Below are 14,346 nucleotides of genomic sequence, written 5' to 3' on the forward strand. Positions count from 1 at the left end.
AAAAAGGGCGCCATCGAGGTTTTTTGCTTTGTTGTGGGGTTGGGAGATTTTGAAAAGACACAGCCCCCGAGACCGACCCGCACTACCTGCCCCGCCTCACCAAGGCCCTCAAGCTCAACAGCGCGACGAGTCACCGGCTCACCATCCCCGGCGCCGCACACCTCACCTTCATGGACGGCCCCCTGTACCTGCCGCCCGTGCCCTCCCTCGTGGGCTCCCTGGGCCGCACCGAGAGCCCGCGCGTCGTCGCCGCAACCACGCTCGCCTTCCTGGACACCACCCTGCGGCACGAACCCGGTGACCTGGCAGACGTTCTGTCTGCGTACGGCGACCTCAGCGTCCACCACCCGGGCAACAGCCGCTGATCAGCCGTGCCGTGACTGCCGAACGAGCGGCTGCCTTCCCGGTCGTGAAGGGGGATCTCCTTGTCGTGCGTCGGCGCTGTCTGCACCGGATGGTGTCCGCCCGCGTCACGCCGAGATGAACGGCTCCGTCAGATGCGGCGTCGCCAGGTGCAGCGGGGTGGCGGTTGTGCGGCTGAGCATGCGCTCTCGTGACTGCCTTGCCGCCTCCGGGTCGTTCTCGTGCGCGTAGGCCAGCTCGGGGTGGAGGAGTTGGAGCGCGTGCACCAGCAGGTCGCCGGTGACGAGAGCCAGCTCGCGCCCGTCGGCGACCAGCACACTCTGGTGCCCGGGCGTGTGACCGGGCGTGGCGACCGCGCGTCCGGCGCGCAGCGCAGTGTCCCCGTCCAGGAGCCGGAGCCGACCGGCCGCCGCGAGCGGTTCGGTGAGGGTCTCGCGAAGCTGCGGGTTGAGCGCGTCGAGGGCGTCGAACTCGGCACGCTGGAGCAGGTATTCGGCGTTCGGGAAATAGGGGCGTCGGCCACCGGTCGCACCGGCGGGCGAAGGCGTACCACCCGCTGAGGGGACGGCCGCCTCGGTGACGACCGCCCATCCGACGTGGTCGGTGTGCAGATGCGTGAGGACCACGGTGTCGACCTCGGCGGGGTCGATGCCCGCGGCGGCGAGCGACTCGGGGAGCACACCGGGCACGGGCGCCCATGAGCCGGCCGGGCTGTCCGCAGGTCCGATCCCGGCGTCGACGACGGTGAGGCCCTTGTCGCCACGGATGGCGTAGGCGCGGAACTGGAGCCGCCAGCGGCCCTCGGGGTCGACCGCTCCCGGGTCGTATCGGTCGGCCTCGGCCCAGTGAGCGGCCGTGGCCTCGGGGAAGGCCTCGCCGCGCGGGGAGAAGAACGGTCCCTCGCCGTCGGCGAGGGCGATGATCTCGGTCGAGCCGATCCTGAGGCGGGGCACGCTGAGGGACATGGCTGCGATCCTGCCACGCCGGGATTCCCGGCCAACGGCCTTCCCCGGCCCAGAGGTGTGGTGGGAAGGGATTCGAACGATCCTGGTCTGCTGACGACGGGCGGACCTCGGGCCTGAGGTGAGCCGGTGATCTTCAAGAGGAAGCGGGAGGCTTCGAGTCTCACCGCCCCCGAGTCCGAGTCGGCCATGTTCGACCACGTCGGCGGGCTGCGCCCCGAGGAGGCCGCCCGCTGGGTCACACTGGTCGAGGAGTCCCGGCCCATCCTCGCCAAGGACGGGATGGAGGCTGTCCAGACCTTCCTGGCCGAGCGCGGTGTGGGCATCATCCCGGCGATCGCCATCACCCGGGCCCTGCTGGGGATGGCGGAGACGCCTCTTCGAGTCGCCATCGACATCGTGGCCACCAGTACGGCTCGGCAGTAGGTCCGCAGAGCTGCGCCCTGCTGCCGAAGCGGGCCTGCGCGCGCCTCCTCGTCCATGACGCGACCCGGGCGGTCCGATTCGATGCCACCCACCTGCCTCGCACGGGTTGTACGGCGGGGGCAGCAGGCGCCGGGATGTCCGCGGCCGGGAGCCGGGCACGCGGAGATGTGCGCATCGGCGCCTGGCGACGGCTCTACAGGCCGAGCCGCTCCGCGAGTTCGCGGGTGCCGACGCCGTAGGTCTCCCGGATCCGTACGCCGTCGGGGCCGACGTCGAAGACGCCGCAGTCGGTGTAGACGCGGCTGACGCAGCCGACGCCGGTGAGCGGGTAGGTGCACCGCGGCACGAGCTTGGGTTCTCCGGAGCGGGTGAAGAGGGTCATCATCACGTAGACGTCCTTGGCGCCGATGGCGAGGTCCATGGCGCCGCCGACGGCCGGGATGGCGTCGGGCTTGCCCGTGTGCCAGTTGGCGAGATCGCCGTCGAAGGCGACCTGGTAGGCCCCCAGGACGCAGACGTCGAGGTGGCCGCCGCGCATCATGGCGAAGGAGTCGGCGTGGTGGAAGTAGGCCGCCCCCGGCAGCTCGGTCACCGGGACCTTGCCTGCGTTGGTCAGGTCGGGGTCGATGGCGTCGCCCTCGGCCCTCGGACCCATGTTGAGCATGCCGTTCTCGGTGTGCAGGACCACCCCGGAGTCGGCCGGCAGGTGATCGGCGATCTTGGTGGGCTGCCCGATACCGAGGTTGACGAAGGAACCGGCCGGGATGTCGCGTGCGATGACGGCCGCCAGTTCGTCCATCGTCAGCCGGTGATCGACGTACGGCTGTGTGCTCGGTGTGGTGGTCATCGGGCCCCCTGCACGGTGTAGTGGCGGGCCTGGACCTGCACGACCCGGTCGACGTAGATGGACGGGGTGACGACGGCCTCGGGGTCGAGCTGTCCGGGCTCGACGACCTCGTCGACCTGGACGATGGTCGTCGTCGCGGCCGTGGCCATCACCGGTCCGAAGTTGCGGGCCGTCCTCCGGTAGACGAGGTTGCCCATCGCGTCCGCGAGGTGCGCGCCGATCAGCGCGTAGTCACCCCTGATGGGGTACTCCAGCAGGTACTTGCGGCCGTCGATCTCACGCTCCTCCTTGCCCTCGGCCAGCGGCGTGCCGACCGCCGTCGGGCAGTAGAACGCGCCGATACCCGCACCGGCCGCGCGCATCCGCTCGGCGAGGTTGCCCTGGGGGACCACCTCCAGCTCGATCTTCCCCTCGCGGTAGAGGCCGTCGAAGACCCAGGAGTCGGCCTGGCGCGGAAAGGAGCAGAGCACCTTGCGCACCCGGCCGGCGGCCAGCAGGGCGGCCAGTCCGACGTCACCGTTGCCGGCGTTGTTGGACACGATCGTGAGGTCCTTCGCGCCCTGCCGGATGAGCGCGTCGATCAGGTCGAACGGCATGCCCGCCATGCCGAAGCCGCCCACGAGGACCGTGGAGCCGTCCTCGATGCCGGCGACCGCCGCGTCCGCGCTGTCGACGATCTCCGCCCTGCTCATCGGTGCGCCCCCGTGACAGCGCAGTTCTCCAGCACGACGGCCAGGCCCTGTCCGACCCCGATGCAGATCGCGGCGACGCCGTAGCGCTGCCCCGTCTCGCGCAGCACCTTGGCCAGCGTGGCGAGGACGCGTCCGCCGGAGGCGCCCAGCGGGTGCCCGATCGCGATGGCGCCGCCCTTCCGGTTGACGAGGGCGGGGTCGACCTTCCACGCGTCGAGGCAGGCGAGCGACTGCACGGCGAAGGCCTCGTTGAGCTCGACCGCGCCCACCTGGTCCCAGCCGATCCCGGCCCGCGCCAGCGCACGGTGGGCGGCCTCGACCGGGGCGTAGCCGAAGGCCTGGGGCTCCAGCGCCATCACGCCGCGGCCTGCGATACGGGCGATCGGGTCCGCCCCGATCGTGGCCGCGGCCTTCTCACTGCCCAGCAGCACCGCGCAGGCACCGTCGTTGAGCGGGCTGGCGTTGCCCGCCGTGATGGTGCCGCCCTGCTCCGCCGTACGGAAGACCGGCTTGAGCCCGGCCAGGACCGCCGGTGTGGATCCCGCCCGGATGCCCTCGTCGCGGGTCAGGCCGACGCCCTCTACCGGCACCACCAGGTCGTCGTAGAAGCCCGACTCCCATGCCGCGTGGGCGAGTCGGTGGGAGCGGGCGGCGAACTCGTCCTGCCGCTCACGGGAGATCCCGAAGCGTTCCCGGAGCTGCTCGTTGGCCTCGCCGAGGCTGACGGTCCACTCCTTGGGCATCCGTGGGTTGACCAGCCGCCAGCCGAGCGTGGTCGAGACCGCGGTGACGTCGCCGGCCGGAAACGGCTTCGCCGACTTGGGCAGCACCCACGGCGCACGCGTCATCGACTCCACGCCGCCGGTCAACACCACCTCGGCGTCGCCGGACTCGATCGTGCGGCTGGCCGTCATCGCCGCGTCGAGGCTCGAACCGCACAGCCGGTTGACCGTGGTGCCGGGCACGCTCACCGGAAGCCCGGCGAGCAACGCCGCCATGCGGCCGATGTTGCGGTTCTCCTCGCCGGCGCCGTTGGCGTTGCCCCACACCACGTCGTCGATCGCGGCCGGGTCGAGGCCCGGCACCCGGGCGAGCGTCGAGGTGATCGCGGCGGCGGCGAGGTCGTCGGGGCGGACTCCGGCCAGCGCGCCGTTGAAGCGGCCGAACGGCGTCCGTGTCGCGGCGTACAGGAAGGCACTCATGGCAGCGACGCTAGTGCCGAGCCGCGATATTCTGAAGTACGCATATACGAGCTGATTGATACGGACGGCATATGGATCTACGCCACCTGCGGTACTTCGTGGCGGTGGCCGAGGAGCGCCATTTCGGTCGCGCCGCCGAGCGGCTCCACATGGCCCAGCCGCCGCTCTCCACGCAGATCCGCCAGCTCGAAGCAGAGCTCGGCGTCGCGCTGCTGCACCGCACCACACGCCGCGTCGACCTCACCGAGGCCGGCCGGGCCTATCTGGAGCGGGCGCGCGCGATCCTCGCCGACGTCGACGAGGCCGCCCATCACGCACGGCTCGTCGCCGCGGGCTCGGTGGGCCACCTCGCGATCGGCTGCGTGGGCTCGGCGACGTACAGCCTCCTGCCCGCGCTCTCGCGGCGGCTCACCGAGGAGCTTCCCGGCGTCGACTTCTCCTTCCGCGGCGAGATGCTCGCGCCCGACCAGGTCGAGGCGCTGCGTACCGGCGCGATCGACGTCGCGCTGTTGCGCCCGGTGGCGGCCGACGTCTCCCTCACCGTGCACGTCGTGCGCCGGGACCGGCTCGTCGTCGCCGTGCCCGTCGACCACCCTCTCGCCCGCCAGAAGCGGTTGCGGGCCGCGGACCTGGCCGGTGCCGACCTGATCGTGCACTCCGCCGACCGCCGGTCGGTGATGTACGACGTCGTGCTGGGCCTCCTGCGCGACGCCGGCGTCGAGCCGCACATCCGCCACGAGGTCGGCGAGACCTCGACGCTGATCACGCTCGTGGCCGGTGGCCTCGGCCTCGCCATCGTGCCCGAGCCCGTGACCGCGCTGGCGCTCGACGGCGTCGCCTACCTGCCGCTGGCCGGGGCCGACGCACGCGTGGAACTGGCCGTGGCCCACCGTGCCGACCGCTCCGAGCCGCATCTGGCGCGCACCGTGGGGATCATCCGGGCGATGTTCTGAGACGTCCACCGCCGCTGGACGGGCCACCTCGGCGCAGGACACTCACGGCGTAGCCGTCCCGTCGGACACCGGCGGCGCGCCCCGTTCCCTCGCGGTCGCCGGAAAGCCGTGGCGGCGTCCGCACCGTGCCGCGTGGGTCCTCGACCCCGACCTCGACATCGTCGGACCCGTCACCGACTTCGTCCACCTGCTCTTCGACCAGGACCCTGCCGACGAGTGAGCGGATCGCCGCCCCCCGCACACATCGGTCCGCCCCCGCACACGTCGGTCCGTCCCGGAGGACCGGTGCCGTCCGCCACCAGGCACACAACGGCACTGAAACGAGGTGACCACTCCTGATCGCCTCCGGCGGACGGGTCCATCGACCGCCCGCCAAGGCCGGTGGTCGGAGCGCGAGTTCTGCGGCTCGGCGGGGGCCTGAACCGCGAGTGGCGAAAGCAACTCGATCCGCACGGCATCCGGAAGCAGACGGAGGGCCGAGTGCGCGGACACCCGATCGGTGGAGGAGGAAGACGCTGAGGCGGAGGAGAAGCCAGGCGGCTCATCGCGGGATCGGCAGCTCAAGCAGGCCGGTGAGTTCCGTGTCGGTGGCCGGCCTGAGCGTCGACAGAATGTGCCGGGCGGCGGAAAGATCGGTGCGGGAGCCCTCCACGGTCACGGTGTAGACGAGCGCGTCGCGGCGCAGGCGCAACTCCTGATGCTCGTAACTGCCCACGAAGGTCACCAGTTGGCGGCCTCCGCCGTCGTCCGTGCACCGGATGGGATCCCCGAAGGGAACCGGGCAACCACGGGCGTCGACGCGGCGGGTGTCGTGTCCCGCGGGCGCCACGTGGAGGTGTACCCGTGCGGAGTTTGGCCCCTCGTAGTCGACGCCGAAGCCGTCCGCGCTCGCGCCCATGACGTTCAGCGCGTAGCCGGGCGGCGGGTCCCCGACCCGCAGCAGGATACGGTCCACGCCGTTGGCCGTGATCCACTCATCGAGGGTAGGAGGCTGCCCGGCCGCCCAGGCTGCGTACATTCCACCGATGGTGAGGGCGCTCGCCGCTCCGAGAGCGCCCATCCTGACACGGAGGCCCTCCAGGAAGAGTGCGGCTGCGAGCGCGTAGCACGTGCCTCCGGCGAGGTAGAGCAGAAGCCCGTTCTCCAGGTGATCGATCTCGAAGCGCACCGCGGCGGCCCCGCACGCGCCGGCGGTGCCGAGCGTGTAGACGCCCGCCGCCCAGGCCCACCGTCCGTGCGTCCGGCGCAGGAGCGGCACGAGTGTGCGGGCGGCGGATCCGAGCCACGCCAACACGGCCACCGCCCCGACGACCACGCCACCGCCGACGACTACGACACCGAACAGCCCCGGTCCGTCGGCGAACAGGGCGATGAGCACCGCCTGCGACTGCAGGTGGGTCAGGGCACATCCGATCAGCCAGACCGCCGTCAGGTGTCCGACCGCACGCTCCGGTGCCTGCCTCTGCATCATTCCCGTGATCACGCCGGGGCGGCCGCCTCCGGTTCCCGGACGGCGGCACACACGGCACGGCACGGCACGACGGACCCACGGCACCTGGGCCATTGTGCGGATCTGCCCAGCGCACCCGGCGCAGCGCCCCCTCGGGGCCTTTCCGCGCCGGCGTGCGACACTCCTGCCATGTTCGGCGTCAACGACCTCCCCACCTACCTGGCGGGCCTCGCCCTGATCATTCTGCTGCCCGGCCCCAACTCTCTGTACGTTCTCTCCGTGGCCGCCCGGCGCGGGGTTCGGCCCGGCTACAGCGCCGCAGCAGGCGTGTGGTGCGGCGACGCCGTGCTCATGACCCTCTCCGCCGCCGGGGTCGCCTCGCTGCTCCAGGGCAACGCCCTGCTCTTCGGCATCGTGAAATACGTCGGCGCCGGCTACCTGACGTGGCTGGCCGTCGGGATGCTCCGGGCCGCATGGGGGATGTGGCGCAGCCGACGGGAGCGGACCGCGCCCGGCGCCCCTGCCGCCGCCGTCGCCGACGAGCGGCCTTTCCTGCGGGCCTTGGTCATCAGCCTCGTCAACCCCAAGGCGATCTTGTTCTTCGTGGCCTTCTTCGTGCAGTTCGTCGACCCCGGCTACGCGCACCCGGCCCTGTCGTTCGTCGTTCTGGGCATGTTCGCGCAGTTGGCGAGCGTGCTGTACCTCAGCGCGCTGATCTTCAGCGGGACGCGCCTGGCGTCAGCGTTCCGGCGACGCCAGCGGCTGGCCGCGGGGGCCACTTCGGCCGCGGGTGCGCTCTTCCTCGGGTTCGCCGTCAAACTGTCGCTGGCCAACGCCTGATCCTGAACGCGCCGGCAGCGCTGTGCCGACAGGTCAGTAGCGCACCTCGCGGGCCTCGTACCCCTTGAGCGCGCGCTCGTCCCCGCCCTCATCGTTGCGGGGCAGGTACCAGGCAGGGTCGGTGAATCGTGCCATTTTCCCGAGCGCGGTCAGGATCGCCGACTCGGCGTTGTCGATCTTCTTCGACCACAGCGTCGCGCGCCGGCCTCATCGACCACTGCCGCCCAGTGATGCCCCTTGCCCGCGTCGATGGCGACCCAGACCCGCGCCCGTCGCTCGCTCACTTGCCCCTCCTCGCTCCGAACAGCATGCCGTCGGCCCGAGGAACACACCCCGCTGTCATCTCCTAAAAGGCGACGTGGGCGCACTTCTCAATCAGCAGCCAGGGCGCCCCGAAGAGCCGGGCGGCCACTCATCCCCGCACGACTCCCCCGCGCCGACGAGGGCGCGTACAGCGGGCCCCGCGCCCAGGCCGCACAAGGGGCGGCAGGCCCCGTCCGCGCCCGCCCTCTCCACGGCATGGTCTCCGGGAGGGCGTGGACTACGCCTCCGCCAACTCCGCCCACCTGATCTCTTCGGACCGGCCCCCCGCCCGGCCGCGCGTCGCTACAGTTCACTGGACGCGTGTGAACGGGGGTGGCGTCGTGGGGACCAGGACGATTCCGGTGGTGCTCGTACTCGACGTCGGAGACGACGAAGAGTACGCCGAGGAACAACTCCAGCAGCTGATCGCCGAGTTGAGCGAGCTGGATCTCGACAGCCTCGACCGGGTGACGCAGGGCCCGCCACCACCGGGCGCCCGCTCCACCGAGGCCGTGCAACTGGGCGCGCTCCTCCTCGGCCTCGGCGGCAGCGGCGCCCTGCTCCCGGTGCTGGCCGCCCTGGTCCAGGACTGGCTGAACCGGCGCCGCTCGGGCAACGTCCGCCTCAAGATCGGCGAGGACGAGATCGAACTGACCGGGGTGAGCGACGAGGTGCAGCAGCGCGCTCTGGAGGAGTTCCTCCGCCGCCACGGGGACTGATCCGCCGTGACGAGCCGCGCCCTGATCATCGCCAACAGCGTCTACGACGACGACCACTTCGCCACGCTCCCGGCGGCCACCGCGGACGCGACCGCCCTCGCCGAGGTGCTCGGCTCCCCCGACATCGGCGGCTTCGAGGCCGAGACGCTCGTCGACGTAGCGCAGCGTCCCGCGATGCGCGCCCTGGAGTCCTTCTTCACCAAGGCGGCCCGCGACGACCTGCTCCTCCTCCATCTGTCCCTGCACGGCTGGAAGGACACCAGGGGCCGCCTGCACTTCATCATGCGGGACACCGAGCTCGACTACCTCCGCTCGACAGCCGTCCCCGCGGAGGTCCTCGGCGACTGGATGGGCGCGAGCCGCTCCCGCCGGATCGTCGTCCTGCTGGACTGCTGCTACAGCGGCGCGTTCCCCATGAACGCCCTGCGCCGGAACTCAGGGACGCCCACGGTCGACGTGGCCGAGCCCTTCGCGGGCAACGGCCGGGTGGTCCTGACCGCCTCGACGGCTCTCCAGTACGCGTACGAGGGTGAGCGCGACGTCCGCCACAGCCGCGCCCCGGCCCAGCCGTCCGTGTTCACCTCGGCGGTCGTGGGCGGCCTGCGCGACGGCTCCGCCGACCTGGACGGCGACGGCTTCGTCTCCGTCGAGGAGCTCTACGAGTACGTCCACGGCCAGGTACGCAACCGCATCGCCGGCCAGACCCCCACCCTCAGTGTGGACAACGCCCAGGGCACGATCTACCTGGCGCGCAGTCCCCGCCACCTGGACATCGACCGCCTGACGGAGATGCGCGCGGCGGCCCTGGACCCCCAGCCGTGGAAGCGCATCGGCTCCCTCCACCTCGTCGAGCAACTCCTGGGCAGCGTCCGGGAGCCCACCCGGGAGGCGGCCCGTACCTCCCTGCTCGGCCTGATCGCCGACGGCGACCGCGAAGTGGCCCGCAGAGCACGGCAGTTGTGGCACGAGCGAGGCTTGGGCGAGGTCCCCACGGCCCGCGCACCCCGCCCTGCCGCTGCCCGCCCACCCGTCGGCGGCTTTGGCCACGGCCCGGTCGTCGGCATCGATTTCGGTACGACGAACTCGGCGATCGCCCTGTTCGAGGGCGAGGACGTGCGCCTGATCCCCAACGCGGAGGGCGCCCTCACCACACCCAGCCTGGTGGCCATCACCGAGACGGGCGACATCCTGGTGGGAACTCCCGCCAAGCGTCAGGCGATCACCAATCCCGACTACACGATCCGCTCGGCGAAGCTGAAACTGGGCACGGACTGGAGCATCACCCGGGGCACGGTCCGCCTGACGGCGGAGGACGTGGCGCAGCACATCCTGCGGCGGCTTCGGGAGGATGCGGAGGCCTATGCAGGGGGCCCGTTGCAGGGCGCGGTGCTCACGGTCCCGGCCAACTTCGCCCGGGACCAGCGGGCGGCCCTGGTGCAGGCCGCCGACCGAGCAGGCATCCGCGCGTTGCGGGTCATCAACGAGCCGACGGCGGCGGCGATGACGTACGGACTGAGCCGCGGGCAGGAGGCACTCGTCCTCGTCTTCGACCTCGGCGGTGGCACCCTGGACGTCTCCCTCATCGACGTGACGGACGTCGAGGTCGTCGAGGTGAAGGCGACCGCGGGCGACAACCACCTCGGCGGTGACGACTGGGACCAGCGGATCGTCCAGTACCTCCTGCGCCGGGTGTGGGACCAGTACGGGGTGGGCCTCGGCCAGAACGTCGAGGCGATGCAGCGGCTCCAGGCGGCGGCCGAGGCCGCGAAGATCGAACTGTCGTCGGCGAGCACCACGACCATCACGCTGCCCTACCTCACGGCCTCCGAAGGCACTCCGCTGCACGTCGAAGAGACCCTGACCCGCCGGCAGTTCGAGGCCTTGACGCAGGACCTGCTGGAACGCTGCCGCAGGCCTGTGGAACGCGCGCTCCACGACGCCATGGTCGAGCGGTCCGAGCTGGACCAGGTGATCCTTACCGGCGGGGCCACCCGGATGCCCGCGATCGGCGAGCTGATGAGCCGGATCATGAACGGCAGGCGGCCCTACCGCGGTCTGATCCCGGAAGGGATCGTGACAGGCGCCGCCCTGCAGTGCGGCGTCCTCTCCGGAGGGCTGAAGGACATACTCCTCCTCGACGTGTGCTCGGCCTCCCTCGGCCTGGAGGTCTCCGGCGCAGCCATGACGAAGATGATCGAGCGGAACACCACCATCCCGACCAAGCGCAGCGAGGTCTTCGTCACCGGGGCGGCGAACCAGGCGACCATGGTCCTGCACATCCTCGAAGGCGAGGGCGAGCGGTCCTCGGAGAACACCTCGCTCGCCGTCCTCGAACTCACCGACCTGCCACGCCATGCGAAAGGCACCCCACTGGTCGAAGTGTCCTTCGACATCGACGCCAACGGGATCCTGTGCGTCGAGGCCAAGGAACTCCGGGTGTCCGGCACCCCCGCCTCGGCGGCCACGTTCACCGGCCGGACATGGTCGGTGAACGTGGACCGCTCCACCACCGCTCGGGCCGCCGACCTCGTCCGCTCGCCCCGCTGGCCGTCGCTCCGCGACCTCGTCCCCGGGGCCAAGGTCCCGTCCGACCGCCCCGAATCCTGACCCCCGAGACTGCACGCCGGCAAAGACCCGATGCCCGTGCTCGCGGTCGTACGTCGGCCCGATGCGGCTGACGCCCAGCCGACCAGGACCAACCCGAGCACGATGCAGGCGACACACCACGAACTGGCCCCGCCCCGCCGGCGCATGCCTCAAGCAGACCAGCGACGGGCGGGCTTCGTACGGGCAACGCGGATCCCCCGGTCGACACGGAGACACGCCGGGCAGCCGCCGTCCAGCCCCTCGTGAACATTTTGTTGCAGGTCGCACCACCGCCCTCCGCGAACCCGATACTGACCGGGTGACGAGGCAGGGAGCGGGGGCGTAAGTGGACTGGACAGTACTGGGAGGGCTGGCTGCCGGGCTGCTGATCTCGACCGTGACGGCACCGGCCGGCGTGTCCGGCGCCGTGTTCCTTCTCCCCGTCCAGCTGAGCGTCTTCGGCGTGCCCAACCCGGCCGTCACTCCGACCAACCTGCTGTTCAACGTCGTGGCCGGGCCCGGCCCCCTGTGGCGCTACCGCCACGACGGTGCCCTGCGCGGCGGCCTTGCCCGGCGTCTGGTGCTGGGCACCCTGCCCGGCGTCGTCCTCGGCGCCGCCATCCGCGTCTTCGCCATCCCCGGCCCGGACGTCTTCCGGCTCCTGATCGCCGCCCTGCTGCTGCCGCTCGGCCCGTGGCTGTGCCTGCGCGCCCTCACCCCGGTCCACCACCGGCCGCCGCCCAAGGGCGAGTTGTCCCCGCGTACCCTCACCGGCCTGGCCCTGGTCGTCGGCGTGGTCGGCGGGATCTACGGCATCGGCGGCGGCTCCCTCCTCGGGCCGATACTCGCCGGCCGCGGCCTGCCCATGGCACGCGTCGCCCCGGCCGCGCTCGCCGCCACCTTCGCCACCTCCCTCGTCGGCGCCGCCGCCTACGTTCTGCTGTCCTTGGTGAGTTCCGCCGACGTCACCCCGCACTGGTGGCTCGGGCTTGCCTGCGGCACCGGCGGACTGATCGGCGGCTATCTCGGCGCACGCCTGCAACCCCGCCTCCCCGAACGAGGCCTACGGCTCCTGCTCGGCACCCTCGCCACCGCCCTCGGCGTGCTCTACGCCGCGCAGACCCTGAGCTGAGGCCTCGGGGCACGCGCGCCTTTGCAGGCAAGGCCCAGATCTGGCCGGCGAACTCACCCCCCAAGGACCGGTGATCGCAACCGGACTCGGTTGACCTTGACACGGTGACAGGGTCTTCACTGCCTGGCAGGAGGTGCTCTCAATGACGATCACGGGACACGACAGGGATGCGGATGCGGATGCGGTACGGGTGCTCAAGGGGCTGGAGGACAGCTGTTCGTCCGTGCGGCTGCGGGCCGGCCTGGCGGCCGGCACGGCACCTGATCCTCGTTTCGTCGACAGGCTCGTCGAGCGGTGCGCGATCGAGCCCGAGTTCCTCGTCCGCGACATGCTGACCTGGGCGCTCACCCGCCACCCCGTGGCCATGACGCTCCCCGGACTGGTCCGTGAAGTCCGCTCGGAGCGGGCGCAGGCACGGAGCCAGGCGCTGCACACACTGTCCAAGATCGGGGACCGGCGGGCATGGCCGGCGATCACGCGGAAACTGCTGTCCGACGCCGACACCGACGTGGCGCGGAGCGCTTGGCGTGCCGCCGTCGTGCTCGTGCCGGACGGCGAGAGGCCAGCCCTGGCCGAGGTGCTGGCGACACAGCTCGGGCGCGGTGAGCGGGAGACGCAGCTGAGTCTCAGCCGGGCACTGGTCGCGTTGGGTGACGTGATCGGACCGGCCGTGAGGGCCGCGGCGACGTCCCCTGACCCGTATGTGTGCGCCCACGCACTCGCCACACAGCGGCTGCTGCGCGACCCGGACGCCGGATTCGAGTTCGCGATCGAGGAAGCGAAGCGCGTCATCGCCCTCGGCGGCTCCCACCAGGGGGGACGCTAGGGACGTGTTGATCGGTGAGGTGGCGCGACGGTCCGGGGTCAGTGCCCGCATGCTCCGCCATTACGAGTCGCTCGGCCTGGTACGGCCCTCCGGCCGCACGGGCTCCGGCTATCGGGAGTACTCCGGGGAGGACATCCGGCGGATCTTCCATGTCGAGAGCCTTCGGTCGCTGGGGCTGTCGCTGCGCGAGATCGGACGCGCGCTCGACGATCCCGGCTTCACACCGACCGAGCTCGTCGGCGACCTCATCGGCCGGACACGCGAACGCATCGCGGCCGAGACCGAGTTGCTCACACGGTTGTGTCGGATCGATGCCGCGGACCCTGACGGCTGGGAGGACGTTCTCCGCGTCGTCGCGCTCCTCCAGGCCCTGGGCTCGAAGAGCGCCGACACGCGCCAGCGCGCGGCCCTTTCCTCGGTCGACGAGGCCGGGGTGCCGGTGGAGGCGCTGGTGGAGGCGGCACTGAGCGAGACGGAGCCCAACGTGGCCGGAGCCCTGCGGTGGGCGCTGGCGCGATCGGGCGACGGAGGTCCGGCACTGCTGGCGGAGGGGCTCGGATCACCGGTCGCCGCGGTGCGGGAACGTGCCGTTCGATCCCTGGCCGAGATGCCCGGCGGTGACGCTGCCGCCCAGCTGCGGCAGGCCCTCGCGCACCCCGATGTCGTGGTCCGCGGATATGCGGCCCTGGCCCTGGGGACACGGGGAGTGCCCGATGCGGTCCCGACGCTCATCGACATGATCGTGGACGGCAGGAACGACGTCGACGCGGCCGACGCGCTGGGTGTGGTGGCGAGGGACACCGCGAGGGCGGATGAGATCGCGACCAGGCTCGTCGACCGCCTCGCCCAGGGCACCGCTCCAGCGCCGGTACGGGGACGGCTGACTCAGGCGCTGGCCTCCGTCCCGGGGCCGAATGCCTCGCGTGCCCTCGTGGAGCTGTCGCACGACGAGGACCGTGCCGTCGCGCTGACTGCCGCGTACGTCCTTCGGCTACGCGACGCGCGGTGACCGGACCGGCGTACGTCACCCCGTCGGCACAGGGCG

At 71.6% G+C, this 14,346-nt stretch carries 13 protein-coding genes and 2 pseudogenes; 9 read left to right on the top strand and 6 right to left on the bottom strand.

Features of this window, described 5'->3' with window-relative positions; genetic code table 11:
• Window positions 1-71 precede the first annotated feature (71 nt).
• Window positions 72-365, top strand: a pseudogene (locus tag P1P75_RS02870) (hypothetical protein); the annotation flags it as partial.
• A 105-nt stretch (window positions 366-470) separates the two neighbouring features.
• Here the strand turns inward: P1P75_RS02870 and P1P75_RS02875 are convergent.
• The gene (locus P1P75_RS02875) at window positions 471-1,328 is read right to left on the bottom strand and encodes an MBL fold metallo-hydrolase (RefSeq protein ID WP_319251472.1); all 858 of its coding nucleotides are present in this window, start codon (window positions 1,326-1,328) and stop codon (window positions 471-473) included.
• Window positions 1,329-1,454: 126 nt separating this feature from the next.
• Here P1P75_RS02875 and P1P75_RS02880 point away from each other — a divergent pair, with 126 nt between their 5' ends.
• Window positions 1,455-1,751, top strand: a complete 297-nt coding sequence (locus P1P75_RS02880; RefSeq protein WP_319251474.1) for a hypothetical protein — start codon at window positions 1,455-1,457, stop codon at window positions 1,749-1,751.
• Window positions 1,752-1,944: 193 nt separating this feature from the next.
• Here the strand turns inward: P1P75_RS02880 and P1P75_RS02885 are convergent, their stop codons facing one another.
• The 3 genes from P1P75_RS02885 to P1P75_RS02895 are packed head-to-tail and all read right to left on the bottom strand — an operon-like array spanning window position 1,945 to window position 4,492.
• The gene (locus P1P75_RS02885; RefSeq protein WP_319251476.1) at window positions 1,945-2,598 is read right to left on the bottom strand and encodes a 3-oxoacid CoA-transferase subunit B; all 654 of its coding nucleotides are present in this window, start codon (window positions 2,596-2,598) and stop codon (window positions 1,945-1,947) included.
• Window positions 2,595-3,290, bottom strand: a complete 696-nt coding sequence (locus P1P75_RS02890) for a 3-oxoacid CoA-transferase subunit A (protein ID WP_319251478.1) — start codon at window positions 3,288-3,290, stop codon at window positions 2,595-2,597. The genes P1P75_RS02885 and P1P75_RS02890 overlap by 4 nt, the downstream gene beginning before the upstream one ends.
• On the bottom strand, window positions 3,287-4,492 hold the full coding sequence (locus tag P1P75_RS02895) for a thiolase family protein (protein ID WP_319251480.1): 1,206 nt from the start codon (window positions 4,490-4,492) through the stop codon (window positions 3,287-3,289). Before P1P75_RS02895 ends, P1P75_RS02890 begins: the two co-directional genes overlap by 4 nt.
• A gap of 71 nt (window positions 4,493-4,563) precedes the next feature.
• On the opposite strand from P1P75_RS02895, the gene P1P75_RS02900 reads away from it, so the two are divergent.
• A complete protein-coding gene (locus P1P75_RS02900) occupies window positions 4,564-5,445 on the top strand; it encodes a LysR substrate-binding domain-containing protein (protein ID WP_319251482.1) in 882 nt (293 codons plus the stop codon).
• A gap of 541 nt (window positions 5,446-5,986) precedes the next feature.
• Here the strand turns inward: P1P75_RS02900 and P1P75_RS02905 are convergent.
• Window positions 5,987-6,916, bottom strand: a complete 930-nt coding sequence (locus P1P75_RS02905) for a hypothetical protein (RefSeq protein ID WP_319251484.1) — start codon at window positions 6,914-6,916, stop codon at window positions 5,987-5,989.
• Window positions 6,917-7,084: 168 nt separating this feature from the next.
• Between P1P75_RS02905 and leuE the strand changes: the two genes are divergently transcribed.
• The gene (gene leuE / locus P1P75_RS02910) at window positions 7,085-7,735 is read left to right on the top strand and encodes a leucine efflux protein LeuE (RefSeq protein WP_319251486.1); all 651 of its coding nucleotides are present in this window, start codon (window positions 7,085-7,087) and stop codon (window positions 7,733-7,735) included.
• Window positions 7,736-7,867: 132 nt separating this feature from the next.
• On the opposite strand, the pseudogene P1P75_RS02915 reads toward leuE, so the two are convergent.
• Window positions 7,868-8,019, bottom strand: a pseudogene (locus P1P75_RS02915) (transposase); the annotation flags it as partial.
• A gap of 360 nt (window positions 8,020-8,379) precedes the next feature.
• On the opposite strand from P1P75_RS02915, the gene P1P75_RS02920 reads away from it, so the two are divergent.
• From P1P75_RS02920 to P1P75_RS02940, 5 genes are all read left to right on the top strand, one after another.
• Complete coding sequence (locus P1P75_RS02920; RefSeq protein ID WP_319251488.1) at window positions 8,380-8,757, top strand: hypothetical protein; 378 nt, start codon at window positions 8,380-8,382, stop codon at window positions 8,755-8,757.
• Window positions 8,758-8,763: 6 nt separating this feature from the next.
• Window positions 8,764-11,364: an Hsp70 family protein gene (locus P1P75_RS02925; RefSeq protein WP_319251490.1), complete on the top strand. Its 2,601-nt coding sequence runs from the start codon at window positions 8,764-8,766 to the stop codon at window positions 11,362-11,364.
• A gap of 325 nt (window positions 11,365-11,689) precedes the next feature.
• Complete coding sequence (locus P1P75_RS02930) at window positions 11,690-12,475, top strand: sulfite exporter TauE/SafE family protein (protein ID WP_319251492.1); 786 nt, start codon at window positions 11,690-11,692, stop codon at window positions 12,473-12,475.
• A gap of 142 nt (window positions 12,476-12,617) precedes the next feature.
• Window positions 12,618-13,301 (top strand): HEAT repeat domain-containing protein, encoded by a 684-nt coding sequence (locus tag P1P75_RS02935; RefSeq protein ID WP_319251494.1) that lies wholly within the window; start codon window positions 12,618-12,620, stop codon window positions 13,299-13,301.
• 4 nt (window positions 13,302-13,305) lie between these two features.
• On the top strand, window positions 13,306-14,310 hold the full coding sequence (locus tag P1P75_RS02940; protein WP_319251495.1) for a HEAT repeat domain-containing protein: 1,005 nt from the start codon (window positions 13,306-13,308) through the stop codon (window positions 14,308-14,310).
• Window positions 14,311-14,346 lie beyond the last annotated feature (36 nt).

This window comes from Streptomyces sp. ID05-39B (assembly GCF_033794725.1).
Taxonomy (GTDB): Bacteria; Actinomycetota; Actinomycetes; order Streptomycetales; family Streptomycetaceae; genus Streptomyces; species Streptomyces bobili.

Bases quoted from the DNA above. Each gene is read 5' to 3' on its own strand.
- P1P75_RS02875 (WP_319251472.1), bottom strand. From the start codon at position 1,328: ATGTCCCTCAGCGTGCCCCGCCTCAGGATCGGCTCGACCGAGATCATC.
- P1P75_RS02885 (WP_319251476.1), bottom strand. From the start codon at position 2,598: ATGACCACCACACCGAGCACACAGCCGTACGTCGATCACCGGCTGACG.
- P1P75_RS02890 (WP_319251478.1), bottom strand. From the start codon at position 3,290: ATGAGCAGGGCGGAGATCGTCGACAGCGCGGACGCGGCGGTCGCCGGC.
- P1P75_RS02895 (WP_319251480.1), bottom strand. From the start codon at position 4,492: ATGAGTGCCTTCCTGTACGCCGCGACACGGACGCCGTTCGGCCGCTTC.
- P1P75_RS02900 (WP_319251482.1), top strand. From the start codon at position 4,564: ATGGATCTACGCCACCTGCGGTACTTCGTGGCGGTGGCCGAGGAGCGC.
- P1P75_RS02905 (WP_319251484.1), bottom strand. From the start codon at position 6,916: ATGATGCAGAGGCAGGCACCGGAGCGTGCGGTCGGACACCTGACGGCG.
- leuE (WP_319251486.1), top strand. From the start codon at position 7,085: ATGTTCGGCGTCAACGACCTCCCCACCTACCTGGCGGGCCTCGCCCTG.
- P1P75_RS02935 (WP_319251494.1), top strand. From the start codon at position 12,618: ATGACGATCACGGGACACGACAGGGATGCGGATGCGGATGCGGTACGG.